General features: G+C 46.6%; 25 protein-coding genes and 1 pseudogene. 11 read left to right on the forward strand and 15 right to left on the reverse strand.

Annotation, left to right across the window (positions count from 1 at the left end; translation table 11 throughout):
- The first annotated feature begins 4 nt into the window (after positions 1 to 4).
- From G493_RS0109370 to G493_RS0109400, 7 genes are all read left to right on the forward strand, one after another.
- Positions 5 to 421, forward strand: a complete 417-nt coding sequence (locus G493_RS0109370) for a nuclear transport factor 2 family protein (RefSeq protein WP_028580165.1) — start codon at positions 5 to 7, stop codon at positions 419 to 421.
- The gene (locus G493_RS0109375) at positions 418 to 1,137 is read left to right on the forward strand and encodes an SDR family NAD(P)-dependent oxidoreductase (RefSeq protein ID WP_028580166.1); all 720 of its coding nucleotides are present in this window, start codon (positions 418 to 420) and stop codon (positions 1,135 to 1,137) included. The genes G493_RS0109370 and G493_RS0109375 overlap by 4 nt, the downstream gene beginning before the upstream one ends.
- Positions 1,134 to 2,372 (forward strand): NAD(P)/FAD-dependent oxidoreductase, encoded by a 1,239-nt coding sequence (locus G493_RS0109380; RefSeq protein ID WP_028580167.1) that lies wholly within the window; start codon positions 1,134 to 1,136, stop codon positions 2,370 to 2,372. Before G493_RS0109375 ends, G493_RS0109380 begins: the two co-directional genes overlap by 4 nt.
- Positions 2,372 to 3,109, forward strand: coding sequence for a DUF1365 domain-containing protein (locus tag G493_RS0109385; RefSeq protein ID WP_028580168.1), 738 nt, complete (start codon positions 2,372 to 2,374; stop codon positions 3,107 to 3,109). Before G493_RS0109380 ends, G493_RS0109385 begins: the two co-directional genes overlap by 1 nt.
- Positions 3,106 to 4,338 (forward strand): SAM-dependent methyltransferase, encoded by a 1,233-nt coding sequence (locus tag G493_RS28635; protein WP_084813505.1) that lies wholly within the window; start codon positions 3,106 to 3,108, stop codon positions 4,336 to 4,338. The genes G493_RS0109385 and G493_RS28635 overlap by 4 nt, the downstream gene beginning before the upstream one ends.
- A 20-nt stretch (positions 4,339 to 4,358) precedes the next feature.
- On the forward strand, positions 4,359 to 4,871 hold the full coding sequence (locus tag G493_RS28640; RefSeq protein WP_232363738.1) for a DUF2878 domain-containing protein: 513 nt from the start codon (positions 4,359 to 4,361) through the stop codon (positions 4,869 to 4,871).
- Between the two features lie 106 nt (positions 4,872 to 4,977).
- Positions 4,978 to 5,379, forward strand: coding sequence for a pyridoxamine 5'-phosphate oxidase family protein (locus G493_RS0109400; RefSeq protein ID WP_028580169.1), 402 nt, complete (start codon positions 4,978 to 4,980; stop codon positions 5,377 to 5,379).
- A gap of 111 nt (positions 5,380 to 5,490) precedes the next feature.
- Here the strand turns inward: G493_RS0109400 and G493_RS0109405 are convergent, their stop codons facing one another.
- From G493_RS0109405 to G493_RS0109425, 5 genes are all read right to left on the reverse strand, one after another.
- Positions 5,491 to 6,216, reverse strand: coding sequence for a L,D-transpeptidase family protein (locus G493_RS0109405; protein WP_153306463.1), 726 nt, complete (start codon positions 6,214 to 6,216; stop codon positions 5,491 to 5,493).
- A gap of 57 nt (positions 6,217 to 6,273) precedes the next feature.
- Entirely contained in the window at positions 6,274 to 7,791 is a 1,518-nt protein-coding gene (locus tag G493_RS0109410; RefSeq protein ID WP_028580171.1) for a B12-binding domain-containing radical SAM protein, read from the reverse strand.
- Between the two features lie 55 nt (positions 7,792 to 7,846).
- On the reverse strand, positions 7,847 to 10,588 hold the full coding sequence (acnA, locus tag G493_RS0109415) for an aconitate hydratase AcnA (protein WP_028580172.1): 2,742 nt from the start codon (positions 10,586 to 10,588) through the stop codon (positions 7,847 to 7,849).
- Between the two features lie 379 nt (positions 10,589 to 10,967).
- The gene (locus tag G493_RS0109420; protein WP_028580173.1) at positions 10,968 to 12,083 is read right to left on the reverse strand and encodes an alkene reductase; all 1,116 of its coding nucleotides are present in this window, start codon (positions 12,081 to 12,083) and stop codon (positions 10,968 to 10,970) included.
- Between the two features lie 291 nt (positions 12,084 to 12,374).
- Positions 12,375 to 13,844, reverse strand: a complete 1,470-nt coding sequence (locus G493_RS0109425) for a DegQ family serine endoprotease (RefSeq protein ID WP_051309176.1) — start codon at positions 13,842 to 13,844, stop codon at positions 12,375 to 12,377.
- 844 nt (positions 13,845 to 14,688) lie between these two features.
- On the opposite strand from G493_RS0109425, the gene G493_RS0109430 reads away from it, so the two are divergent.
- Entirely contained in the window at positions 14,689 to 15,285 is a 597-nt protein-coding gene (locus tag G493_RS0109430; protein WP_153306464.1) for a hypothetical protein, read from the forward strand.
- A 206-nt stretch (positions 15,286 to 15,491) separates the two neighbouring features.
- Here the strand turns inward: G493_RS0109430 and G493_RS0109435 are convergent, their stop codons facing one another.
- From G493_RS0109435 to G493_RS0109450, 4 genes are all read right to left on the reverse strand, one after another.
- On the reverse strand, positions 15,492 to 16,457 hold the full coding sequence (locus tag G493_RS0109435) for a DUF2860 family protein (RefSeq protein WP_161629815.1): 966 nt from the start codon (positions 16,455 to 16,457) through the stop codon (positions 15,492 to 15,494).
- A 23-nt stretch (positions 16,458 to 16,480) separates the two neighbouring features.
- Positions 16,481 to 17,119 carry a TetR/AcrR family transcriptional regulator gene (locus G493_RS0109440; RefSeq protein WP_028580177.1) on the reverse strand — a complete coding sequence of 213 codons (639 nt, stop codon included), beginning with the start codon at positions 17,117 to 17,119 and terminating at the stop codon, positions 16,481 to 16,483.
- A gap of 758 nt (positions 17,120 to 17,877) precedes the next feature.
- On the reverse strand, positions 17,878 to 18,468 hold the full coding sequence (locus tag G493_RS0109445) for a hypothetical protein (protein ID WP_028580178.1): 591 nt from the start codon (positions 18,466 to 18,468) through the stop codon (positions 17,878 to 17,880).
- A gap of 386 nt (positions 18,469 to 18,854) precedes the next feature.
- On the reverse strand, positions 18,855 to 20,258 hold the full coding sequence (locus tag G493_RS0109450; RefSeq protein ID WP_028580179.1) for an MFS transporter: 1,404 nt from the start codon (positions 20,256 to 20,258) through the stop codon (positions 18,855 to 18,857).
- 254 nt (positions 20,259 to 20,512) lie between these two features.
- On the opposite strand from G493_RS0109450, the gene G493_RS0109455 reads away from it, so the two are divergent.
- The gene (locus G493_RS0109455; RefSeq protein ID WP_028580180.1) at positions 20,513 to 20,824 is read left to right on the forward strand and encodes a hypothetical protein; all 312 of its coding nucleotides are present in this window, start codon (positions 20,513 to 20,515) and stop codon (positions 20,822 to 20,824) included.
- Between the two features lie 59 nt (positions 20,825 to 20,883).
- Complete coding sequence (locus G493_RS0109460; RefSeq protein ID WP_028580181.1) at positions 20,884 to 21,366, forward strand: hypothetical protein; 483 nt, start codon at positions 20,884 to 20,886, stop codon at positions 21,364 to 21,366.
- A 33-nt stretch (positions 21,367 to 21,399) separates the two neighbouring features.
- Here G493_RS0109460 and G493_RS0109465 read toward each other — a convergent pair whose 3' ends face one another.
- Positions 21,400 to 21,843, reverse strand: a complete 444-nt coding sequence (locus G493_RS0109465; RefSeq protein ID WP_028580182.1) for an Lcl domain-containing protein — start codon at positions 21,841 to 21,843, stop codon at positions 21,400 to 21,402.
- Between the two features lie 165 nt (positions 21,844 to 22,008).
- On the opposite strand from G493_RS0109465, the gene G493_RS0109470 reads away from it, so the two are divergent.
- Positions 22,009 to 22,512, forward strand: a complete 504-nt coding sequence (locus G493_RS0109470) for a hypothetical protein (protein ID WP_028580183.1) — start codon at positions 22,009 to 22,011, stop codon at positions 22,510 to 22,512.
- Between the two features lie 55 nt (positions 22,513 to 22,567).
- On the opposite strand, the gene G493_RS34635 is transcribed toward G493_RS0109470, so the two are convergent.
- The 5 genes and pseudogenes from G493_RS34635 to G493_RS0109485 form a co-directional block, all read right to left on the reverse strand.
- Positions 22,568 to 22,810: a hypothetical protein gene (locus G493_RS34635; protein ID WP_332308213.1), complete on the reverse strand. Its 243-nt coding sequence runs from the start codon at positions 22,808 to 22,810 to the stop codon at positions 22,568 to 22,570.
- Positions 22,756 to 24,024, reverse strand: coding sequence for a dihydrolipoyl dehydrogenase family protein (locus G493_RS28645; protein WP_269746309.1), 1,269 nt, complete (start codon positions 24,022 to 24,024; stop codon positions 22,756 to 22,758). Before G493_RS28645 ends, G493_RS34635 begins: the two co-directional genes overlap by 55 nt.
- Before the next feature lie 8 nt (positions 24,025 to 24,032).
- Complete coding sequence (locus G493_RS0109480) at positions 24,033 to 24,740, reverse strand: TVP38/TMEM64 family protein (RefSeq protein ID WP_035274085.1); 708 nt, start codon at positions 24,738 to 24,740, stop codon at positions 24,033 to 24,035.
- A 172-nt stretch (positions 24,741 to 24,912) separates the two neighbouring features.
- Positions 24,913 to 25,047, reverse strand: a complete 135-nt coding sequence (locus tag G493_RS34640; protein ID WP_269746310.1) for a hypothetical protein — start codon at positions 25,045 to 25,047, stop codon at positions 24,913 to 24,915.
- Between the two features lie 502 nt (positions 25,048 to 25,549).
- A pseudogene (locus tag G493_RS0109485) lies at positions 25,550 to 25,843 on the reverse strand (hypothetical protein); the annotation flags it as partial.

Here is a 25,843-nt window from a genome sequence, read left to right on the forward strand (position 1 = left end):
AAATATGAATGCCTTTTTTGAAATATACAACCAACTGCATAAAGATAATCTGGAACTTCTCAGGGATGTGTATAGCAAAGATGTGGTGTTTGTTGACCCTGCCCATGAAATACAAGGCATTGAAGAGTTGATCACCTATTTCAGTGCCCTGTATTCCAACGTTGATTCCATTTCTTTTGATTTTACAGACCACCTGCTTGTTGAAGATAGCGGCTATGTGCGCTGGAAAATGACATTCAGCCACAAGCGATTGAATCGCGGACTCCCTGTTATGGTGGATGGTGTTACATACCTGCAGTTTGATTCTGCAAAAATGGTTGATTATCACAGGGATTATTTTGATTTAGGGGCCATGCTCTACGAGCAGATTCCAGTTCTTGGAAAGGTGATACGAACAATTAAAAAAGGGCTTGGGACATGAAAATCCTGATTACTGGGGCGACATCTGGAATAGGGAAACAACTGGCTCTTGATTATCATGCTGAAGGTCACGAAGTATGGGCCCTGGGAAGAAATGAAAGGGCGTTGGCGGAACTCAGTGATGCAGGTCTGCATACAGGCCAACTGGATCTCACTGACAGAGAAGCCGTTCTTGCCTGGTTTTCCAGGCTCCAGGTAGTGGACCTGGCCATACTCAATGCAGGTACATGCGAGTATATCGACCTTCCTGCATTTGACAGTGCGCTGATACAGCGGGTCATGAGGGCGAATGTGGAGACCGTCGCCATTTGCCTGGAAGCTGTTTTACCGGTGCTGCGCAAAAGCAGTCATGGCCATCTGGCTGTAGTTGGCAGTTCAGCCGCCTATCTGCCTCTACCTCGAGCAGAAGCATATGGTGCATCCAAAGCGGCTGTAGCCTATATGGTGGAATCATTGCGAATGGATCTCCACAAGGAGCACATTTCAGTCAGCCTTATCAGTCCGGGCTTTGTGAAAACACCTTTAACAGATCGCAACGATTTTCCCATGCCGTTTCGTGTAAGCGTTGAACGTGCCAGTGCATATATCCGTAAGGGGCTGCATAAAAGACGGGCTGAAGTTCACTTTCCAAAACGTTTTACTTATGTCATGAAGTTTTTTTCTCTGCTTCCTGGAGCACTGTGGAGCCGAATCGGTCAATGGATGGTGAGATCATGAGCACACAGAAGATCGCAATCATTGGTTCTGGTATCTCTGGTTTAAGTTGTGCCTACACGCTTGCCTCGCAACATGACATAACCGTGTATGAAGCTGCAGGGTATATCGGAGGACATACACATACTGTCCAGGTAGACAAGGGGGGCGAGATTACTGATGTTGATACAGGGTTCATTGTGTTTAACGACCGGACATATCCCCATTTCATTGGCCTTATGGAAAAGCTGGGAGTGGAGTACCAGCCGACGGAGATGAGCTTTTCCGTGCGAAATGATGCCGCAGACCTTGAGTATAATGGTAACAATCTGAACAGCCTGTTTGCCCAGCGTAGAAACGTGATTCGACCTGCATTTATCAGGATGGTGGCTGATATTGTTCGTTTTAATAAAGAGGTGTTGGCTGCTGCAGCAAAGGGTGAGATGCAGACCATAGGAGAGTTTCTGGCAACGAACAGGTATTCCACCCTGTTCAGGGAAAATTATCTCCTGCCCATGGTCTCGGCAATATGGTCCATGGGATTGGAAAGCTGCATGGATTTTCCTTTGGATTTTTTTGTTCGATTTTTTGATAATCACGGTTTGCTTAACATAACCAACAGGCCTCAGTGGTATACCATTGTTGGAGGGTCAAGCAGCTACATCAAACCGTTAACAGCTTCTTTTCAGGACCGTATCCGCCTGAACTCGCCGGTTCTCCGTGTGGAGCGTAACGAAAACAAGGTGAGCGTTGTGACTGACAGGGGGAGTGAGGAATTTGATCAAGTGGTCTTTGCCTGCCACGGTCCGCAGGCCCTTTCGCTCCTCAGTCAGCCCACCCAGGATGAACAAAATGTTTTGCAGGAGTTTACAACCTCAGAAAATACGGTCATTCTCCATACAGATATTTCCTTTTTGCCAAAGAGAAGACTTGCCTGGGCAAGCTGGAATTACAACATGGTCGATGCGGCGCAGGAACAAAGCACATTGACTTATCACATGAATATTCTGCAGCGACTGGATACGCGCCATAACTATCTGGTGACCCTGAATCAACACGTGCCCGAGCAACATATCCTTGGTACCTATACATACAGCCATCCGGTATATACCCAGGGTGCCATTCAAGCCCAGCAGCAGTGGGATCGTATTTCCGGGAAGAATCGCACCCACTTCTGTGGTGCCTATTGGTTCAACGGATTTCACGAAGATGGGGTCAGGAGTGGGCTGCGGGTTGCTGCTGCACTGGAGGACTCATAATGGAATCCTGCATGTATGTTGGTACTATCAGTCATCAGCGTCGTATACCTAAACAGCACAGGTTCCAGTATCCTTTTTTCATGTGGTTTCTGAACCTTGACACACTGGATAGTCTGCCTGATATGGGCAGATGGTTTTCCACATCAAAAGCAGCACTCAGTCGTTTTCACAGACCTGATTATTACGGCAATCCAAATAGTTCCCTTGCTGACGCCATTCGAGAACGCATGGCAGAATTAACCGGAAAGCCGGTTGAAGGTCAGGTGTTTGGTTTGCTGAATGTGCGAACCATGGGACTGTATTTCAGCCCGGTTAATTTCTATTATGGGTATGATCGAGCAGGGCATGTAAGCCATTTTCTGGCTGAAGTTTCAAATATACCCTGGAATGAGCGGCATCAATATGCACACACTGTTGAAAGCAGTCAGCTTACGCCTGATAATCCAAAACAATTTCACGTCTCTCCCTTTAATCCCATGGACCAGCACTATTCCTGGCAGCTCACTGTTCCCGGTGAAAACCTGACTGTACAGATAGATGTGAAAGATGAAAGGGGACACATTTTTACGGCGCGACTGCAGCTGGAACAACAGCCGCTTACCTTGCATTCAGTTCGCAGGGTTCTGTTGAAAAAACCATCCATGACACTGTTTATTGTGGCTGGTATTTACTGGCAGGCATTGAAACTCTATCTGAAGGGGGTTCCTTATATCCCATACGGAAAGGAGGTTACATGAGTGGGGACATAAAAATCACAGGGCATGAAACCATAGGGACACATCCGTTTTCTCTTACTCTCTGGATTCGGAATATATTCTTCAAAATGTTATCTCGCTTGGAGTATGGCCAAATCATCATTGAAGATCAAGGTAATCAGTGGAAATTTGGTAAAGAGTATCAGCTCTCTGCCCGGATTATAATCAACGATCCAGCTGCCTACAGAAAAATAGTCTTTGGCGGTTCCATAGGAGCCGGTGAAGCCTATGTGAATGGATTGTGGGATGCGGACGATTTGACCAATCTTGTACAGATCATGGCGCGCAACATGTTTCTGGTGGATAAAATGGAGCAGGGCTTTGCCTGGCTGCTCAGGCCTGTGGATTTTATTCAGCACTTCCTGAATGGCAACAGCAAAAGAAAAGCAAAACAGAACATCCTGGCCCATTATGACCTGGGCAATGAGCTGTATGAGGCCTTTCTAGACCATACTCTGTTATACTCTTCTGCGATATATCCTACAGCGGAATCTTCTCTGGAGGAAGCACAGCAGCATAAACTTGCAGTGCTCTGTGACAGGCTGGATCTGAAACCCGGAGACTCTGTGCTTGAAATAGGCACAGGGTGGGGTGGATTTGCCCTGTACGCTGCAGAGCACTATGACTGCCATATAACCACCACAACCATTTCCGATGCCCAATATGAAGAGGCGTCCAGACGGGTCGCAGATGCCGGGCTGGAAAATCGTGTAACCCTGCTGCAGCAGGATTACAGGGATCTCACCGGCCAATATGACAAGCTGGTAAGCGTGGAGATGATAGAGGCCGTGGGGCACCGTTTTCTTCCAGGATTTTTCAAAAAATGCGGGGAATTATTAAGGCCAGGCGGCACGATGGTTCTGCAGGCGATCACTATCAGAGATCAGAAATATAACCAGTACCGCAGGGGAGTTGATTTTATTCAACGTTATGTATTTCCAGGGGGATGTCTGCCATCGATCAGCAGAATGGTGGAACTGCTTGCAACAGAGACAGATATGGTAGTTCGCAAAATTGATGATTTTGGACATGATTATGCCAGAACTCTGGAAGATTGGTTGCAGCGTTTCCGGGAAACCTATCCTGAGTTAAGAAAAAAAGGCTATGATGAAACCTTTAAGCGACTTTGGGAGTTTTACCTCTGTTATTGCCGGGGAGGCTTCCTTGAACAGACTATCAGTGTTGCACATGTCGTTGCGACCAGACCTTAATGGCAGCATGTTCGGGTTCCATGAAAAATTTGCTCAACGTGCTCCTCTATCAATGTATTTGGTTTCTCTCTGTCCTGGGAGGAACCACCGGTGCTGGCTGCAGCCTGGTGCTGGTTATGTTGCATCTTGTTTTCACGGATAAAAAGTGTACTGATTTGTGCCTGATGGGGTTCATGCTGGTGACAGGTTTACTGGTTGACGGCATATTGACCTGGGTTGATTTTTTCACCTTTTACGCTCCGGCATACCCTATCCCTTTCTGGCTTATGGTGCTGTGGATTGGGCTGGCTATTACACCCGGGCACAGTCTGGCCTGGATGCAGAATAAACCCCTGCTTTCCCTGTTTTTTGGTGCTGTTGGAGGGCCTGCTGCGTACTGGGCAGGCGTTCGGCTTGATGCAGCTGCATTTAACTGGCCGCTATCATATTCACTGGTGACATTGGCTATCATTTGGGGATGCCTGTGGCCACTGGTCATGCGGATGACAGTACTCATTGAAGGGCGTTGCCGCAGGTATACCTCATCTTTGTGATAGTTTTCATTATCATTTTTCAGACTTTCTCCTCCTGTTGTCTGTTTGCTTTACAGGCTTACAGTGTAGACATGATAACAGTACTTGAATACAACAAGGAGAGAACATGAACTTGCATACCTATTTTTCAGACCAGACAGGGTTAGGCGTTTTATCCACCACAAATGCAAGGGGCGAAGTTAATGGTGCCGTTTACGCCACACCCCATGTAACAGGACCAGACACCATAGCCTTTATTATGAGGGATAGATTGACCAGGGCAAACCTGAAAGAGAATGCCAGGGCGCATTATCTCTTTGTGGAAAATGGACAGGGATTTGCCGGTGTCCGTCTGCATTTGACCATGATTGAGGAAGTGCAGGATGACGAACTGATAGACTCTCTGTCTCGAAGAAAATTAAGGACAGCAAAAGCAGACGGCGAGAGGTTTTTGGTTTCGTTTAAGGTAGATAAAGCCCTTGAGTTGATAGGAGGGGATGAGATAGGGATTCCAGAGGAGGCACATTAATTGTAACCATCCACTATGTACGGTAGCCAGGTCATGTATATACGCAGTCTTGGCTACCGGTTACCATCAATGTATTGTTCTGGCATATCGAGGAGTAAAGAGACCGGGGGATTACCCTCGGTCCAGTACGTAATACGGTTGTAGTTTCCTTTGCAGTTGTTTGTACAGATCAGCCACCCATGGAGGATGCTGTTTCAGCAACGGTTCAAGATTGGCCTCTATACCAAGATTGGTGGGTGCTATAAGCACTTCTATGTTGTCAATCCCAACAGTATTGGCAAGAATAAACAGTTCTTCTATGGCCTTGTCTCCCATGGCCAGACAACCGACGGAAAGAGTCTTGCCATGTATGAAAATGTTGGACCCTGGCGTATTTCTGCCTTCCATTTTGGCATATTTCCAATCAAAAGAATTGGGGTAATTCAGTTTCATGGAAAGGTGGTAGCTGCTGTTGGGGTTAAGGCCTTCGATGGTGTAGATTCCCTCAGGAACCTGTTTGTCACCTTCTCGCAGTTTGGGACCCAGGTGACCACTGGCCCCCTTGATAGGGTAGGAGTGAATCAGGTTGAATGGCTGGCTGTCTGGTGATGCCCAGAGGTCGAGCGTCTTGGTATCCTTAAAGGCAATCAAGGTTATCCTGGCTGGAGGATAAACACTGCCTGCCCGCTGAAAGTATTCCTGTAAACGTGTTTCTGCCTGTTCCCCATAGAGATCCACTACATCTTCAATAGATCGTTTTCCTTTTAACTCAAGGTATTTAGGGTGCCAGATGGAACGTCCGTATTGATAAAATAAAAATGAAGAGCATATTAGTGTAGCGATCAGTGTTTGTATCATGATGCGTACGTTCTTGTTAGCCAAGGAAATGAACCTCTTGTTAGTTATGGACAGACACTATGTAAGATGTTTTGCCTGCCTCTTACCCGGAGTTGCCGCAGTTTTTTTCTGTAATGAACCGTGGCGCACAGTGGTGTTTTCCGCTATGACAGCAGGCAGGGAACGCCCTTTTATTTTAAGAATATCTGCTGCCATGGTGTTGGCCACTTCACTCTTTGGGAAACCGCATTCCTCGCTGAGGTAGGTAAAAAGCAATTCAGCCATACGTTTGAGCGAGATCTGCCAGGTAGACAGTGTTGCCTGGTACAGCCATCTGGAAAAGCGGAGAAAGCCTCCATAAACATCTTGATCCGGCCATAGTAAGCGGACACTTTCATTAAAGTTACCGCTATTATACAGGAGATCCCAGAACCTGGCCATGCGTTTCAGATCCTGCATGGCAGTAAAATCAATCATATCGTTTGCCAGTATTTCATAAGGAGGATAGGGCAGGTATTTCATGCCGTGCCTGGCATCATGGCGATCAAGGGTGGTGCCGGAGAGTTTTTTCAATACCCCAAGCTGGATCTCCGCCCTGGTGAGACTGGCCAACCGATTCAGGTTGTGGCCAAAGCTTTCCGCGCTTTCACCGGGCAACCCGATGATAAGGTCCACATGGAGATGGGCATGGGTTTCTGTCTCAAGAAAATGAAGGTTTGTCTGTATTTTTTCCATGTCCAGACGGCGGTGGATGGAAGCTGCAACGTCGGAATTCAAGGTCTGAATTCCAACTTCCAGTTGCAGGGTGCCTGGAGGAAATTGCCTGAGTTTTTTCCGTAAAGTGTTGGGGAAATGTTCTGGAACTACTTCAAAGTGGACAAGGTAGGGAGGTTCTTTTTCCAGAAAAAAGTCCAGAATCGGTTCGACCCGCTGAATGCTCAGGTTAAAGGTGCGGTCAATGAATTTGATATTACGGGCTCCCCGCTGCCAGAGCGTTTCCAATTCTGCCAGAAATTGGTCCAAGTCAAAATAGCGTACCCGTTTGTCCATGGAGGATAGGCAGAACTCGCAGGAAAAGGGACAGCCCCTGGAAGCTTCAACATAGATAACTCGATGGGCAATATCCTGGTCAGTATAAAAGGCATACGGCATTTTCAGGGTATCCAGCGCGGGTGGTTCAGCCATAAGAACTCTGGGAAAATTGTTTTCACCCGCAAGCTGTGCTGCGCATAATTCGAAAAAAGCCTGCTCCCCTTCTCCGCAGACAATGTGATCAGCCAGGGAAAAATCCAATCTGTGAGGAAAATGGCTGACCTCGGGGCCACCAAGGACGAGCAGCACCTCTGGAGCAATGGCCTTGAGGATTCTGACCAGTTGCTCACATTCCCGTCCATTCCAGATATAAACACCCAGGCCGATTATGGCAGGGTTTTGCGCCAGTATTTTTTCGGCAATATCTGTGAGTTGATCGGAAACGGTGAATTCCTGGATAACGGTTTGATCCTGCAGTTGCTGGAGGTTTGCGTAGAGATAGCGTAAGCCGATATCAGCATGGATATAACGGGCATTCAGAGTGGTGAGAACAATAGCTGGCATGGGGGAGTTGACTCTCTGCTCCCGGAAGATATCTTTCCGGGAGCAGGGGTGATTATTAGTGTTTGCTGAGAATCTGGCGCAATACCTTCTGCAGAATACCGCCATGGCGATAGTAGTCTATCTCCATGTCATTATCCAGGCGGACTGTGGCAGGAAATTCAAAGGTCGACCCATCAGCTTTATTTACCAGGACATCAACTGTACAACATGGGGTGATCTCCTGGTTTAAGCCAATGATAGAGATCGTCTCTGAGCCGGTAATACCCAGGGATTCGGCAGAGCTTTCTTCTGCAAACTGTAATGGCAGGACGCCCATGCCGATCAGATTGGAACGGTGAATACGTTCAAAAGAAACAGCAATGACAGCCTGTACACCGAGCAATTTGGTGCCTTTTGCAGCCCAGTCCCTGGAACTGCCTGTGCCATAATCTTTACCGGCAAGAACCACCAGGGGAACGTTTTTTTGCTTGTATGCCATGGCAGCATCGTAGATGGACATTTCCTGGTCTTCAGGCATCAGCCTGGTATACCCGCCAATACCTTCGACCATGGTATTGTTGATACGGATATTACCAAAGGTACCGCGCATCATGACTTCATGGTTGCCGCGTCTGGAGCCGAAGGAGTTAAAATCCTCAGGCTTGACACCTTGGTCCTGTAGGTATCTACCAGCAGGACTGTCCGGGCCGATGGCACCAGCAGGAGAAATATGATCCGTGGTGATGGTGTCTCCAAAAAGAGCGAGGATGCGCGCATTGTCGATATCGCTTATGGGTTCTGGTTCCACAGGCAGGTCAACAAAAAATGAGGGCTCACGGATATAGGAAGATTCAGGGTCCCATGGAAACAGGCTGGAATCACCGCCATGGAGATTTTGCCAGTTTTCATCGCCGTCAAATACCGAAGCATAGCTGTTGATGAAAAGATCTGGTGTTACTGCGCTGCTCACCACGTCATCAATTTCTTCGCGGGTGGGCCAGATGTCTTTCAGGTACACCGGATTGCCATCCTTGTCTTTGCCCAAAGGATCAGCATCCATGTTGATGTTGATAGATCCAACCAGGGCATAGGCGATTACAAGTAGAGGCGAGGCCAGATAGTTGGCCTGGATGAGGGGGTGGATGCGGGCCTCAAAATTGCGGTTACCACTGAGAACTGAGGCGGTTATCAGGTTTTTCTCATTGATGGTCTTGGCCACCTGGTCATCCAGTGGCCCGCTGTTGCCTATGCAAGTGGTACAGCCATAGCCGACTACATTGAAACCAAGAGCTTCCATGTCTGTGAGGAGTCCGCTTTTTTCCAGGTATTGGGTAACAACCCGTGAACCTGGTGCCATACTGGTTTTTACCCAAGGCTTGGTTTTCAGACCCAGTGCGGCTGCTTTGCGTGCCAGCAGACCTGCACCAATCATGACATCCGGGTTGGACGTATTGGTGCAGCTGGTAATTGCCGCAATGACCACCGCGCCATCTGTGAGGCAATCTTTGTCTCCAAGTTTGAGCGAGCACTCCACAGGCTTGGTGCCACAGGTAGGACAGCCGTCCATATTACCGGCATCAATGGATTCCTCTTTTTCAGAAAGTTGACCGGAAAACTGTTTGTTGAAATCCGGTGAAACCTCTGAAAGCAGTAGCAGCTCCTGCGGTCTTCTTGGACCGGAAAGGGCAGGTTTGACCGTGGCAAGATCGATTTCATAGGTTGTCGAGTATTCCGGCTCAGGTGCGTCCGGGGTATAGAACATGCCGGCTGCCTTGAAATAATCTTCCACCAGCTGAACCAGCTGCGGATCGCGTCCACTGTTCTGCAGAAAACGAACAGTGACTTCATCAACAGGGAAAAAACCCATGGTAGCGCCGTATTCCGGGGCCATGTTGGCAATGGTGGCTCGATCAGGGAGACTCAGGGTCTGAAGTGCTGGGCCGAAATATTCCACAAATCTGCCGACAACTCCTTTTTCTCGTAGAAAACGGGTAATGGTCAGCACCAGGTCTGTGGCGGTTGTTCCGGCTGGCAAGGTACCACTCAGACGCATTCCAACAACATCCGGGATTTGCAGGGTATATGGTTGTGCCAGAAGCACGGCTTCTGCTTCGATACCGCCTACACCCCAGCCCATAACACCCAAGCCGTTAATCATGGTGGTGTGGGAGTCGGTACCCAGAACACTGTCTGGATAAACAATGTCCTGTCCGTCCAGGTTGCCGGTTTGAGCAACTGAGGCAAGATATTCCAGGTTGACCTGGTGGACGATGCCCGTTCCCGGAGGGACAACACGAAAGTTTTTGAACGCCTTTTGTCCCCAGTGGAGCATGACATAACGTTCCACATTACGCTCCATTTCTCTTTGTACGTTGAAAGCAACGGCTTCGTTATTGCCATAGCGATCTACCTGGATGGAATGGTCAATGACCAGATCAACGGGGATAAAGGGGTTCATGTCTGCCGGATCGCCTCCATTACGGGCAACAGCTGAACGGAGTGCGGCCAGATCAACCAGCGCAGGAACCCCGGTGAAGTCCTGAAGAACTACACGGCTGGGCATAAAAGGAATCCCGCGTTGCGGGGTGGCTTCAGGTCTCCAGGAGAGCAGGGCAAGCAGGTCATCCCGGTCCACCAGGCCCTGGTGGGAATAGCGCAGAAGATTTTCCAGCAGAACCCGGAGGGAGTAAGGAAATCTGGAGATGGGTCCAAACTCACTTTGATCCAGGGCAGAAAGTGCGAAATGGGTATATGTCTTTCCCTGGGATTCGAACTGTTGCCGGGTATCAAATGAGGATAAATCAATCTGTTGGGCCATGGATGTACCTCTTATGTGGTGTTCTCCGAAAGAGGGGATACGCAGATCCCCCAGGATTGTTTTTACATTATTGGCTTTGGCTGAAACGACTGGTTAAGCTACGTATACATTATACGCGTGAGTACACCTAGTGTGTACTACAAACCTAAAGGAATATGAACGTTCACTTTAACAGGATGCTATTTTTTGTAACCAAAGCCAGGAACTAGAGTAAACATTCCGAAACTGATCACTGGGATATCTGCAGCCATATTTTCGTGTACATGATAATTGTAAGTGATTTCTGGTACCCCTGGTTCGTACAAGCGTGATTGTTCGCGGGTAATCACGATCATGCAAATATAGGGTGCCTGTAATCACTTACAACATTCCCTCAGGCTCAGTCTTCCTGGTTAAGAAAAGGGTAATCGGTGTAACCTCTATGATCACCGCCATAAAACGTTTCTCGATCATATGGCGTTAACGCTACGTTCTGGGCAAATCGTTCAACCAGATCAGGATTTGAGATATAGTGACGGCCATAGGCTACCAGATCACACTCGTTGTTTTCCAGCCATTGGATACCAGAGGCCCGGTCATGTCCACCAGCCGAAATGATGGCCTGGTTAAAATACGGTCTGAATTTTCCTGAAGTCAGGTCGGTATTTGGTTCCTCCAGATCTTCGTTTCCCATGACTCGAGGTTCAACAATGTGGAGGTAGCAGATATTCAGCTTGTTCAGCTCGGTGGCTAAAGTTGAAAATGTGCGAAGTCGGTTGGACTCTTCCATGCCGCCGAACATACCGCTTGGCGACATACGGTAGCCAACACGGTCTGCTCCCCAGACAGAAGCCACTGCTTTGGTAACTTCCAGAGGAAATCGCAGGCGGTTTTCCAGGGATCCTCCATACTGGTCATTTCGTATATTGCTGCCATCGCAGGTAAACTGCTCTAGAAGGTAGCCGTTGGCACCATGGATCTCAACACCGTCAAAGCCGGCTTCCAGTGCAAGCTGTGACCCTATCCGGAATTCTTCGACAATAGCCGGAATTTCAGCTGTCTCCAGGGCCCTTGGTAACGGGTGCTCTTTAACGCCTTCTGCGGTAACAGCAAAACTACCGGAAGAAAGGGCTGAAGGTGCGACAGGTTGGGCGTTGCCTGGAAGCAGATCAGGATGGGATTGTCTACCCACATGCCACAACTGCAGAAAAATACGCCCGCCGGTGTCATGAACTGCCTGAGTTACCGGCAACCATCCTTTGGCCTGTTCTTTGGTATGAATGCCCGGAGTCGCATAATACCCATATCCCATGGGGGAGACTGGGGTTGCTTCAGCAATGATCAAGCCCGCAGTCGCGCGCTGTCTGTAGTATTCTGCATTGAGTGGCTGAGGTACGTTGCCGGGCATGGAGGCTCTCATTCGGGTGAGCGGCGCCATGACAACGCGGTTGGGCAGGGTAAGAGGACCAAGTTGAAAAGAGGTGAGTAGCGGATTATTGTTCTGTGTGTGTGCCATAAAACCTCCTGAAGAGAGACGATATTCCGTGGGAATCGTTGAGTTATGTCGGCGTATGCCATGGTTTTCAGGGGTGCATGCTCTTATGCAAAGTCATGTACAATGTGAACCGGTATTTTCTCGTATGTACCCGGAAACTGGTTGTTTGCGAACATCTTTCTGGTAAGCTTCCGGGCACATACAAGCCAACCTCGTTCAGGAAGTTGCCTTGTGATGCTAGTTGGCAAAAGCAATAACACCGGTGCAGATAAGGCAGCACCGGTGTTTTTCATTAACAAAATATACCGCAGCTTATTCGGACCGCAGAACCACGTAATGGCTGTATTCACCCGCACGTACCCGGAACAGAACCTGGTTTTTGTTGCGGGATGCATCCAATGCTGCTTTCAGTTCATCCATACTGTGAACGCGTTTTTTGTTTACCTCTTCAATGAGTTGGCCGGACTGCAGTCCAACCCGAGCTGCTGCACTATCTGGGTCAACATCGGCAATAAGTACACCCTGGCCTTCTTCGTAACCGAACTCTTTGGCTACTTCCGGGGTAAGGTCCTGAAGGCTTAAGCCAAAGGTTTTATAAGCGTCTTCTTTTGCAGGAGAGCTGCTTATCTTGGCCATGTCAGAGGGTTGTTCCCCTATGGTGACTGTTATGTCTTTGTTTTTACCATCCCGGATGAGGCCAAAGGTAACGTCGGTCTCTGGAGCGGTCATGGCCACTTTGTTTCGCAGATCTGCCACATTGTGCAGTGGTGCACCATTGAGAGAAACAATGACATCTCCCTGCTTCAAACCTGCCTTTTGAGCTGGGGAGCCGTCGGTGACCTCTGAAACCAATACACCTTTTGTGTTATCCAGATCAAAAGATTTGGCCAGGTCTTCATTCATATCCTGAATCATGACACCCAACCAGCCTCGAACTACCTTGCCTGAGGATATCAGCTGTTCTTTAATGGATTTTGCCATATTGATAGGAATGGCGAATCCGATTCCCATGTAACCGCCACTTCGGGAAAAAATCGCTGTGTTTATACCCACGACCTCACCGCGGATATTAAGAAGAGGCCCACCGGAGTTGCCTGGGTTGATGGCTGCATCGGTCTGGATAAAGTTTTCATAGTCAGCAATGCCAACCCTGTTCCGGCCTTTGGCACTGACAACGCCAACAGTAACAGACTGGCTAAGCTCAAAAGGGCTGCCTATGGCAATCACCCACTCTCCAACCTGTAGTTTCTCAGAATCTCCAAGAGGGAGAACAGGTAAGTCCTTGGCATCGATTTTTATCAATGCAACATCAGATTGAGGATCGGTACCTATGACTTTAGCTGGAAATTCCCGTTCATCATCCAGGCGGACAGTTATTTTATCTGTGTCTGAGACAACATGGTTGTTGGTAAGTATATAGCCATCAGAGGCAATGATAAAGCCGGATCCGGCACCTTTTTGATGATACTGACGTGGCTGTTGCTTGTTGTGCGGTTGTTGACGGAACTGAGGGCCGAAAAAACGTTCAAATAAAGGATCGTTAAAAAAATCAAGAGGATTGGTTTGTTGACCTGCTACTGATTTTTCAACGCCAATGTAGACCACTGCCGGTGACGCCTTTTTAACAACGGAGGTGAAAGCCTTGGCGGAGCGGTCGAGGAGGGCGATATCAGCATCGTCCTGTGCAACAGCTGATAGACTGCTTCCAATGAGCAGTGTGAGACATACAAGGATGGACGTCCAGATGTTTCTCCTTCTCAGTGCTGGTTGTTGTTGGTTCATGAGATAGTTCTCCAATAGATACGTTGTGATTTCCTTATTGTGGTTTGATAAGTATATGCAAACCACATACTTGTCCGGTGCAACAGGCGAACAAAAGCAAATACTGCTCATATAATTATACCGCTCCAGGGGTTCGTCAAGGTGCGTCGTCTGAACAGGGATGGCCTGGCAAGCCATAGCCATCCTTGCACGGTAGCTAAGAGCTGAGGAAAAAATACATTTTCCAATCTTGTTGGTCTCTCAGTTCATCCTGAACAATTTTTGGCTAGTGTCTGTCCTGAAATGAGGATTTTTGCTTAAAGTTTAGGTAAGCGAGGAACGAGACTCCGAAAAGACCATTGATGGACAGGCAATGGCTAATTGTTCTTTTCTGCGCCCTCATGACATGCTCAGAGCAAGTGACCTGGGGGAGTTACCTCGGTAGGCAGATGAACGATCACAATAAACACGATTCTCCCGTGATTCTTCCTTCTTCAATATCAACGAAAGCTTTGGATGATCGAGAGTGTCATATCCAAAATCAACAGGATAATGTTGCAGCCAGGTGCAGCATCTTTCCAACGCGCTTATTTCTTCATTGTGGCGCAAATGGAATTCGGCAACTCCTGTTTTGGGCATTGTACAAGTTTGACAACAGCTTAATTATTCAGTATTTTTTAAGGTTCTTTGCTATGAAAGCAGAGTGCTCAAAGAGCCTGTCATTTGCCTCCTGTCATGCATGCTTTTTGGAATGCCAAGAGGTGTTGCATTATTATACATTGTTATGTGTTTGCTTGAAAGAGTCAGGAAAATGCGGGGTAGTATTGAAGCCGGTATAAAGATATATCAGAGATATAAGAGCGTTATGAAATATTTTACCTTTTTGGTTGTGTGCGCAGTACTTGTCGCAAATGTTTATGTGAAACAAGCAGCAGGTGCTGGCCAGGAGCCGTATTTTGATGAGGCTTATAATATACGCAAGGTTAAACCTTATGATAATGATAGGCTGGCGTATTACATAGAAATACCAAAAATATGGACTGCTGATAGGGTTTCATCCAAGAGCAAAGAGCTCGCAGCAGAACTCAAACCACTTGGATTGTATAATCATGTCGGTAAGGTACCTAACACCCTCTCTCAAATCCAGGTGGTTGCGGCAGCCCTTGAATCAGATGTAACGCCCTTGAAATTCATTCAGTTTTATCTCAGGCAGGTTTCAAAAGTTAACAAGATACATATCCATTCAATCACGCCAATAGATGACTATCGTGCCAAGGCTTCCCTGAATTGGGAGGTACAGGATACCCCTTTTAACGGTGAGGTGTTCATAACTATCAGCAACGATCGCAACCGTGTTTTTATTGTTCAAGGGATGAGCAATGAAAAAAGTATGGAAGAATGGAGCTTGCAATGCGATTATATCTTTCGTTCGTTTCAAATCATCAATAACGCAGCCGTTTGAAACGTGGTAAAAATTGCCGCAATGATACTCTATTTTGAAACCTGCCATGACGGTGCTTTATAGATACTGCCAAACAAGGGCCGCGGGAAAAATCATTTTCCAATCCTGTTGATTTTTTAACTCATCCTGCGCGATTTTGGGCTAATGAGTATTTCCCGCGGTCCTGAGACTCTGGACCTGTGAACAGGACCGGTTCTCCAAGATTATTAGAATTTATAGCTTAACATGGCACCTGCTGTGATTGATTCAGTGTCAAAAAAATCAATATTACTATCCCCTTTGCTCAAGCTCACCAGGATGGTGGCTGCCCAGTCTTTGAAGTCAAATGGGGCCATATAGGTGGTTGCCAGCTCGAAGCCGTATTCGTTGTTTTCTCTGGTTTCATTGAAGATCGGATGGACCTCGTCATATTCGCTGTAGCTGTAATGAACTCTTGGAGTAATCATGACACGACCTGTCAGGTACCTGGCTTCCAGATCGAACTTGTACTTACTAAATGAGTTTGCGTCGCCATCGTACTCACCTTTTCGCAGGCTGATCCGAGGGCGTATCTCAAGGTGCTGGGTAACCTGGATGGAGTAGTTGGCGTTGATGGCGTAGACTTCTCCGTCTCGCGCGAGGCTTGGCATGATTTCCCCTATAAGGTCATCGTCTACATTATCCTGCATGTAAACCATGTTGACTCGCAGGCCGGTGCCTGCGATGCGGTTGAATCCCATCTTTATACCGTATTTGGGGCTTGCGGTTTCCTCCCGACTGACTTCAGTAAGATAAGGGTTTTCCCAGGCTTCTTCGAAAGGGGAGACGAACAGACTGGTATCCAGAACACCGCCGGGAATGGACTGGGAGAAGCCGAAATTGAGGGCCATGCTACCTGCTTCGTCTATGGGGGCATCAGCATTGAAATAGAGCTTGGTTCCTTCTGTTGCGCCGATTGTCCAGGTGGCCTGGGGCAACAGTACCAGTATCACTGTGGTTTCCTTGTCTGCAGCATTATCGAGAGAATCAATCCTGCTTTCAGAGCTGTTGGGGTTGAGGTTGTTGGCACTGTTGATGAAGATGGTACCCATGTTTATGGAACCGGTGAAAGAATTAGTTTCTTCTGCAACTGCGTAACTTGTGAGGGCAAGAAAGCCGCAGCTGAGCGCAAGGATAAGGTCTCTTTTTCTCATGATACATTTCATAGGTTTTGTCATTAGTCAGTGGTGGGCTGGAAAATATCCTGTAAGTAATCAAACGTTCCCTTGGGCGCATTGACCAGGGACGTCACGAGGTCTGGAAAGGCCTGCCATCTCCGGGTAAGTTGCTCTTCTGTCCAGGGGTGAATTCCTCTATCAGTCAGAAAGTGAATGGCGGAGAGGAGAAATTCTGAACATTCCAGGGGGTGGCTGGTTGAGAAAATTCCCTCATCGCATCCCTCTTCAATCAACCTGGCATAAAGTGGTGCCTGCCGTATCAGAATCTGCGAGAGAAGACGGATATGCATGCCGGTGTTTGCAGTCTGGTGCAGATCCTCTAAAAAGTCCTCATGCCCTTCTGGAGGATGGGATGAGGACATCACCAGAAGGTGGAGTCTTTCCAGCACAGTACCTTGATGGGAATCGTAAGCCTCTTGTAATCTAGCTTGTTCATCTTCCGCAATGCTGCAGACCACCGCTTCCAACAGGTCTTCCTTGGAACTGAAATAATGGTAGATAGTACCCTTGGCAATGTTGAGAGTCTTCATAACTTGGGCCATCGTGGTGTTGTCATAGCCTTTTTTCAGAAAAAGCTGACATGCAGCGCTAATAATTTCATTCTTTCTTTCTTCTGGTTTTTTTACAATCCTAACCATACGGCCTCTAAGACATCTATTGACAGAAAATATATGAAAAGACACGTTCCCCTAAGATAGAGTTTTTTCAAAAAAATCATAAGTGGAGGTAGTGTCAACGCCTTTTTGTGTTGCACACACTGTCTATTCAGGACTCTTTACTGTCTTAGTACTTGATTTTTTACGAGGTCTTTCAGGCATGGTCTCCTCTATTTGACCCCAGGAATAAGAGACAATATCTTAAGACCGACCGTCGGTCAATATTTGTTTGAAAAAAATGCTCTCCGCGTCATTGGTACAGATTCTATGCAGATGGACTGAAATTTTTATTGTGAATATATCTGGGAGTTTTCGTTTGGCTGCTCTCGAACGAAAATCCTCTTTTATGAAGAGGTACTTGGAGGTTGTAGGGAATAGTTTTTTCAGATTAAGGTATTTCAGAAAAGAATTGCGCAGTCATATGTATAGCATAACAATGTTATTTTTCTGAAATAACAAATATATAGGAAATGGATTGCATAGGACATCCTTTTGGTCACTAATAATAAGGGTCACGGAAAAAATAGATTATCCAATCTTGCTTGTCTCTCAACTCGGTAACGTCGTCGGGTCAATGGCTCAATACGGCCAATATGGAACCATTGACGCGACGACGTTACCAAACCGATATCCTACGTAATTTTTAGATATGTATTATTTTCCGCGCCGCTAACCTGATTGTAACTGGTCGGCTCGCATGTAATTCATTGATTTGATTTACATTATAGCGTGAGGTGGTTTTACTGTTTCATATGTATGATGACAGTTTTTTTACCGTTACCCACAGGAAAAAAGAGGCTCCTTGAACTATGTGATTGTCCGTTACTGTCAGTCACTGTAACATCCGGTGTTGTTTGAAAGTTGATTGTTCCCGCTAAGGGAGTGTTGTTATAGGTAGTAACTAGGACAACGTATGATGTATCTTTGGATAAATTCGCAGTTATTTTTGATAATGGCCAGGAAACACCACCATCATCATCGCATGTTATGAGATTATTAGCAGGGTTTTCAGGGTCAAAGGTCGGGCTATACAGTGCAATAAAAGTATCTATTGCACTTGATGGCGCGATCGTCTCTATGTCATGGCTGGCTGTATTGAGAGCATAAATCTGTTGGCTTGCAAAAGAATGCGACCCAAGTATAACTGGACATTTAGGATTACTCGCTAAAGAGTATTGAGTACCACCTTCTGGAATTAGCGTTAAGGGTGCATCTGTTATGTCTATAGTAAACGTATTTGCTTCGGTTAACTTTAAGTTGAAATTATTTGCTGTCGCTATCTGTGGTGAAAAAAATAAAATACTAAGTAGTAATATTCTTATAATGATCATGTTTGATATTTCTCCTACTAAAAAAATAATTAAAAAACTAGAGAATAACTATAGTAGTTATGTAACTATATGTGGAAAATATCATTTATAATGAAAATATCCCAGGTAATGCCTATCTTATTTTTAAACAATAAATATACCATATACACAAAAAACGGCTGGCTAAAAAATATGTGTAATGCCATGTTTTTTTAAAGTTGAATAATACCCATGGGTTGGAGTCCCTTGGAGCAATAGAACAGACCTGTTCGTGAGTGATCGCAAGGGCCTCACGAATCTCCCACAGGTTGCTTACCTGCAAAAAAGTCGCGTTTGTCCCAATATGAAGTCAGAGACCCGTAACAGCATGGAGGAAAGGGAAACCAGGAAGATACAGCCTTCAGTGATCAGCTACATCGGCTCTCATCTTTTTTGTGGATTCTGCCGATAGAGCAAAAAATCCCAATGCAACTGATTGTTGCGAAAACAATCATTCCCCAATGCATACTGCTCATAAATGCCTGTTGAGTTTCAGTGGTGATACTTGTGTGCCCCATAAAGTGCTCTATTAGGTATGTCGAGATTCCCATGCTGGTCAGCATGCCGAGAGACCTGGCTATGGCAGTCAGGCTTGAGGCCATTCCATAGAGCTCTTTGGGGACAGAGTTCATAATGAGTGTGGTATTGGGCGTGGAGAACAAAGCAAAACCCAAGCCCATGACAAGAAAAATCGAAACGATCAGTGAGATGGAGCTGTGTGCATCTATCTGGCCAGCCATGAAAAGAGAAATGGCGCATAGGCCCATTCCAAGTGTTGCCAGCTTGCCTGGATAAATACGATCTGCCAGTTTGCCTGCGCCTGGAGACAGAAGGCATTGGACCAGGGTCTGAATCATTAAAAGCAGCCCAGCATGTTCAGGCGAAAGTCCTTTAATACTCTGCAGATACAGACTGAAAAAAAAGATAATACCGAAACTTGCAGCATAATTGAGCAGTGCCGCCACAATACTGAGACTGAAGGGGCCGTTTTGCAGGAAAAATGTAACGGGAAAAACCGGAGAATTGGTCTTTGTTTCAAACAATACAAAAATGACAGCCCCGGCACAGGTGAGAAGTAACAGGGCTGAAGACCAGTTGCCCACCCATTCCCTGCCTGTCACGCTTATAGTAAGACAGGTCAGGGTCAAGGCGAAAAGGGCACTGCCGGTGATATCGAGTGTGCGGTTCCTCTCACCCCACCACTCGCTGCCTCGCAACGAATAATAACTCAACACCATGCCAAGCAGTGAAGCTACGGAAGAAAACCAGAAAATAGCCTGCCAGCTCATATATTTCACCAGTAAACCGCTCAAGGCAGGGCCTGCAGATAGCCCGGCATATACGAAGGCAATGATTATGCCCATGGCCCGTCCGCGGCGTTCCGGCGGAACGATCGAAGACAGAATTGCAAAGGAGGCTGTGGTGATCAAAGCAGTCCCCATTCCCTGTAAGAGTCGTAAAGCAAGAAATATTTCAATATTCGGACTGAAGGTGATGACCGCTGTAGTGATCAGAAACAGTACAATGCCTTTAAAGAAAATATTTTTACGACCATACAGGTCGGCCAGTTGCCCTGACGGCAAGAGAAGACAACCTAATCCCAGAAGATACATCATGCTGGCCAGGCTAAGCTGAAAAGTGGTGGCCTGGTAGTACTTTCCAATAGCGGGAAGAGCGACGTTGACCCCGGCGGCGAGGAATGGTGTAATAAACTGGACTATACAAATGACGATCAGTGCAATTTTGCTGTTTACGGGCGGATTTTTTTCCATTTCAGTATTCCAAAACAGGGAGTGCAGATGGAGAAAATTCAATCCTTTGCACAGTTCAGTATTTGATAGAGGTCATTGCACTCTTATGAGTGCCTTTTGCTGCTTAACGGGTGGCCTGTTATTCCCTTCTATCAAGTTTTCAGGCAGCTTGTATATAAAATACCCATTTAAAAGCATTTGTAGCTAGCTGGCACTAAAAAACATATTTTCCATCTCCGGAGGCAAAAACTTTCTGCACTGTAGATTCTCACAAAATGGGCTATGTGCAGTATCCTGCGGGAGCCATTATCTATCGCAACGGTATAATACGAAGGCTTACCACCTTTACTGGCGCATACATTGGCGGAACCGGTTCAATAGACCCCGGACCTGAGCCGACAGTAGGGATTTATGGTATAGAAGGGTCCAAAGCAGGTGCTGCTTCTGCTGCTGTGTTCATGAGCCATCGTGTCATCCGGCCAGATAGCACAGGACATGCTAAGGTTATACGTCAGTGTATGGCGACACGAAACTTTTTGCATTGCATCTCCTGGCGCTCAGTGAGTAGAGTACATTATTCAGAATAACGTTGCTCTGTCCTGGTAATTCTCTGTCTAGCGGATTGCAAGCTTCTACTATTGTTGGCATGGAGAGAGATGATATCCTTTCTTTGCTTGACTCAGGCGAACTTCGTCATTTTGGCCCAGACTTGAACATTCTTAACTATGTCTGCAATCCACGAAACGAGGATGGCAGTATTAATCAGAATTTGGATTGCCTCAACAGGTTTAATCTGGCGGTGTATGAACAATGCCACGTTCCGGTATCCAGAGCTGGCACTAAAAAGCTACCCGTTCCCCTGGAGGAATTCCCACAACTTTTTATCACAATGACCAGGTTGCATACTGCAGAGTATGATGGTCCGTTTCTTGATATGTTCCTGAAGCGGATTTTCAATTCAGGGTATAGTTCGGAAGACCTTTCCACCAATGGCCTGGTGTGTCTGCGCTCTGTTGTTATGGACCCCTTTATGCCTTTTGCGGAAAGTGGCGATTTTTTCAGGACAATTACCAGCCAGCTGGGCGCAGTTCTGGATAGTTTAGTAGTACGTCGGAGCACAACAAGGTGATTTTTCGGACTACAAGGGCAAGCTGCAATGGATTTATGGGCGTATTGCCCGAACGTAACCCTTTGGTTTTACTGTTTTGACATATGTGAATTCAGGATCGCACAAGATGTAGGTTTCCCAGTGACCGATTTGGGCCTTTCCATCTTTTGAAATGGACCAAAATTCCCCGTTTTGGTTAAGGTTACACTGTGTATTTTGCTGCCAGAAAGAAAGGTGGAAGAGTTGAAACATCTCTTCTGTGCTGGGTAATCTCCAATCATCATATCCTCCCAGTTGCAATGCTTCAGCATACAGCTGAGCTTCCTGCAAGGAAGAAAACGGCCCACCTTTATCTGTCTGCCACATTTTTCCCGAATTAACGTTAAGACAGATAGAACCATTTTCAGTTGGTTGTAATAGCAATTTTTTTTCTGCACATCCGGTTAAGGAAATGGTGAGGAAAGATACAAACAAACAGGTAATAGGAAAAAATCTCATTTTTTACCCTCCATTATCATGTGCTACTCAGTAAATAGTGGAAATTTTATAAAGAATTTAAAGTATTTTGTTGGTTATTATATCTTGATAAGATACATACTTTATAAGTAACATGGAAATGTTGGTATTTTCGTTAGTTAGTATCAAATTTTATGGTCATGCATTATGAAGACAAAAAAAATGAGCAGAAACCTTATCCTTATTCTGCTAATTCTGTTATTGCCTGCTTTTGCTTTACCTTCCCTTGCAGATAAACCTTCTTGGGCTGGTAATAAGGAAAAAAGTTCAAAAAATAACGGGAAAAAGAAGGATCACGGTTCTGGACATTCCAACAAGGGTGGCGGCGTTACGCTAAAGAGCTATTTCAATGATCGGCAGCGTCAGGTTGTTCTCAAGTATTACATAACACAATCTCATAGCGGCCACTGTCCACCAGGCCTTGCTAAAAAGAACAATGGTTGTATGCCTCCCGGACAAGCAAAAAAATGGCAAATTGGCTACCCCTTGCCCCACGATGTTGTGTATTACGATCTTCCACCTGCTCTGGTTGTACAACTCGGCAATCCGCCTCAGGGGCATCGCTATATTCGCGTGGCATCCGATATTCTGCTGATTACAGTGGGAACAGCGATGATTGTGGATGCGATTCAAGATCTAGGGAGTATGTAGTGAGCGTTGCTGATGGGCTGCGTTGAGCGCATGCGCTGTAACTGACCCAGGTGCTTCATTGACATGGGTTTGCAGGTGGCCCCTGGTAACGAAAGAGAATACGAAGTAACCTTTTCATTTTACTGGAGAAAATTTTCGGGGCAAGAAAACTGCCAGCCGCACGCTTGTTAATTTCTGCCAGTGTTGGGTATGGGTGCGTCATACCAGCCAGGGAAGAGAGCTTCACTGCCCCACCGCAAATGGCTACCCACTCAGCGATGAGTTCACCTGCATGGGGGCCAAGGATTTGTACGCCAATGGGGTTTTTTTTTTATTCAACAGTAGTTTCAGACTTCCCACAGTCTGGCCCTCTGCCTGGGCACGGTCATTATTGGAAAATTGTTCTGTGAGAACAGTATAATCAATACCTGCCGCCTGCGCGCGTTTTTCATTCATGCCTATGGAGGCCAGTTCAGGTGCAGAATAGGTACACCAAGGCATCCATGTGTAATTTACCTTGCGTGGAAGATGGAAGATAGCATTGGAGACAACAATTGAACCTTCATATCCAGCAGCATGGGTAAACTGGTAGGTACCGGTGACATCTCCTGCAGCAAAGATATGTTTCTGACTCGTCCGCATACGCCGGTCTACCCGGATGCCGTGTTGGTCATATAGCACGCCAATGTTTGATAATCCCAATTCCCGGATATTAACTTCCCTTCCCTGGGCGAGAAGGACTTCGGCAGCCTCCAACCTTTTCCGTTCATTTTTATCCTGACTGATTTCTATCCAGGATTGATTATTCGCCTGTCCTGCGTCGACTACCGAAGCATTGAGATAAAAGCGGATACCTTCCTGCTCTAGTTTTTTTTGCAGTATATCGGCCAGGTCCTTGTCTTCCTTACTCAGGATTTGTCCTGAACGCTGTACAACCGTTATTTTGCTGCCAAGTCTGGAAAAAGCCTGCGCCATTTCAATGGCTATGGGGCCTGCTCCTAAAACAATCATGGAGTCAGGCAGTGAAGGTAAGGAAAAAAGGTCTTTATTAGTAATGTAGGGAATACTTTCTAAAGATTTTACAACGGGCTTTGCCGGGCTTGATCCTGTGGCAATGACCCATTTGCGGGCACTGATTTTCTGCCCCCCAAGATCAATGCAGTGTTCATCGGTAAAGCGCGGGGAGCCAAAACGGACATGGGCTCCCAGGCCACAGAACCTCTCAACAGAATCGTGGTGCTGGATGGTTTGAATAACTTCTTGTATTCGTTGATTGATATGCTGCATATTTACAGCTTCGATGGATGCCCTGGGCAGACCGTACCGGTGAGTGTGCTGTGCCTGATGATAGATTTTTGCGCTCTGTATCAGGGTTTTACTGGGAACGCATCCGTAGTGGAGACAATCACCGCCGAGTTGCGGCTCTTTTTCGATCAAGAGTGTACGTGCACCAAGCTGCGCAGAGCCTGAAGCAATGGTAAGGCCGGCAGCGCCCGCACCGATGATGCCTATATCATAATCAAATCGAGCCATGGGATACCTCAAGGGGTTGGAGAGGAATGACGTTTTCTGGTTATCCAGGCCAGTATTTTTTTGGTGGTGATGGGAAGCAGGCCTAGCAGGATGAAAGAAAATAGCAACCCTGGCGAGAGAATGCCCTTTAAGGAATCAATTTGCGCCAGTTGCTGTCCGGCATTCACATAGACAATGGTGGCAGGGAGCATTCCAAGTTGGGACACCCATGCATAGGTTCGCAAACGTATCGGGGTGATCCCCATAACAAGGTTAACGACAAAAAAAGGGAAGATAGGGACAAGCCGTAAGCCGAACAGATACCAGCCTCCGTCCTGCTGTATACCTTGGTTGATTTTTGCCAGGCGATCGCCGAATTTACCTTGCACCCAGTTGCGCAGAAGATAGCGGGCCACTGCACAGGCTAAGGTCGCTCCCAGAGTGGACGCGAATGAGACCGCAACAGTCCCTGTCACCAGACCGAAGAGCGCACCGCCGGCAAGTGTCATTACTGCGGCCCCTGGTATGGAGAGGGCTGTTACCAACACATATGCCAGGACATAGCTGGAAAGCAATGCAACGGGATGAGTGTGATACAGAGCCTGAAAGGCCGCCTGTTGTTCTTTCAGGTAGCCCAGGTCCAGAAAGCGTTGCAGATCAAAAAAAGCAACAGTGCCAGCAACGACGACAAGAACGACAACAAGGCCGATTTTTTTCAACAGTGCTGGTGATGTCATGACACAGGTTGAGTATAGAAAATATGTTATCTTATGAGAGATGAATATTCTTTAAAAAATAAGTGTTAAGGTGTTTTTATTTTTTGCTTACGATGTCATACCATGTATACAGACGATAAAAGCAATGGCGATGTGTGTCAAGATAGTTGTTCATTGAGGGATTCTTGACATTTTATATATGGAAGATTGGCCGGAAAGAGCTATAGCTGCATCCCATAACTCCTTTGGGATAGGTTCTCGATAGTGTTTCTCTCTGCGCCAGGTGGCGAATAGCTCTTTTACTTCCAGTGAGTGTTGGTTGTTCCATTGATCGTCCTCCTCAATGTTAATTAAGGAGGACGATTTTAACAAATAAAGATGACGAATTTTAGGTAGACTTTCTGAAGGCACACGCCTTACCAGCTCTGCATATATTTTGAAAATGTGTCTGTGAGTTTTCGTGATTCATCTCACTTGTATCCTAGAATGGGCTTCTATTCCTATTTTTCTCAGCGTTGGAATTGTAAAGCTTTATACTGTGATTCTCTAAAAGCTGATTTCTTACGGAAACCTCAAGTTTGTCCAGAGCAATTTCTCCTGTACTCTCAACTCGATCTTCACGCGTATCGTTTTGGCTTTCTTTCAGCGCTTTAGCTCCAGTAATTACATTGTACTGTCCTCCCTTGCAACAGTTGATGTAGAACTCTCCAACATGGTAATAGCCTACATTTGGAATGTTTGTGATAACGTCATTTTTATTGACTATGCGGAAGTATTTCGATTCAGTGAAGGTTGTACGGGTGCAGCCGATCTCCCATAAAGCATAAAATTCACGCAGCCTTTGGTAGTTCCAACGGTTTACTTGATCTCACCTGGATGTTTCTTTCTTCGCTTTGCATTCGCTTGACCCATTGGCCATATGCCCAGTCATAAAAATGATCCCAATCGCCGTTGAGTTCGATACACCTCAGGTGAAGCAACGCTTCAGCTCGTTCAGGTTTCCAACGCATCCCAGAACAATCCAGCCGTTCGCCGATTACATTACGAACGGCTCCCTCAACCATCCCGCTTCCAATCGGCAAATCCTCCTCGATATATTTTTGGTAATTCATCATATCTACTCG

This window comes from Desulfogranum japonicum DSM 18378 (assembly GCF_000429945.1).
Classification (GTDB): Bacteria; Desulfobacterota; Desulfobulbia; order Desulfobulbales; family Desulfobulbaceae; genus Desulfogranum; species Desulfogranum japonicum.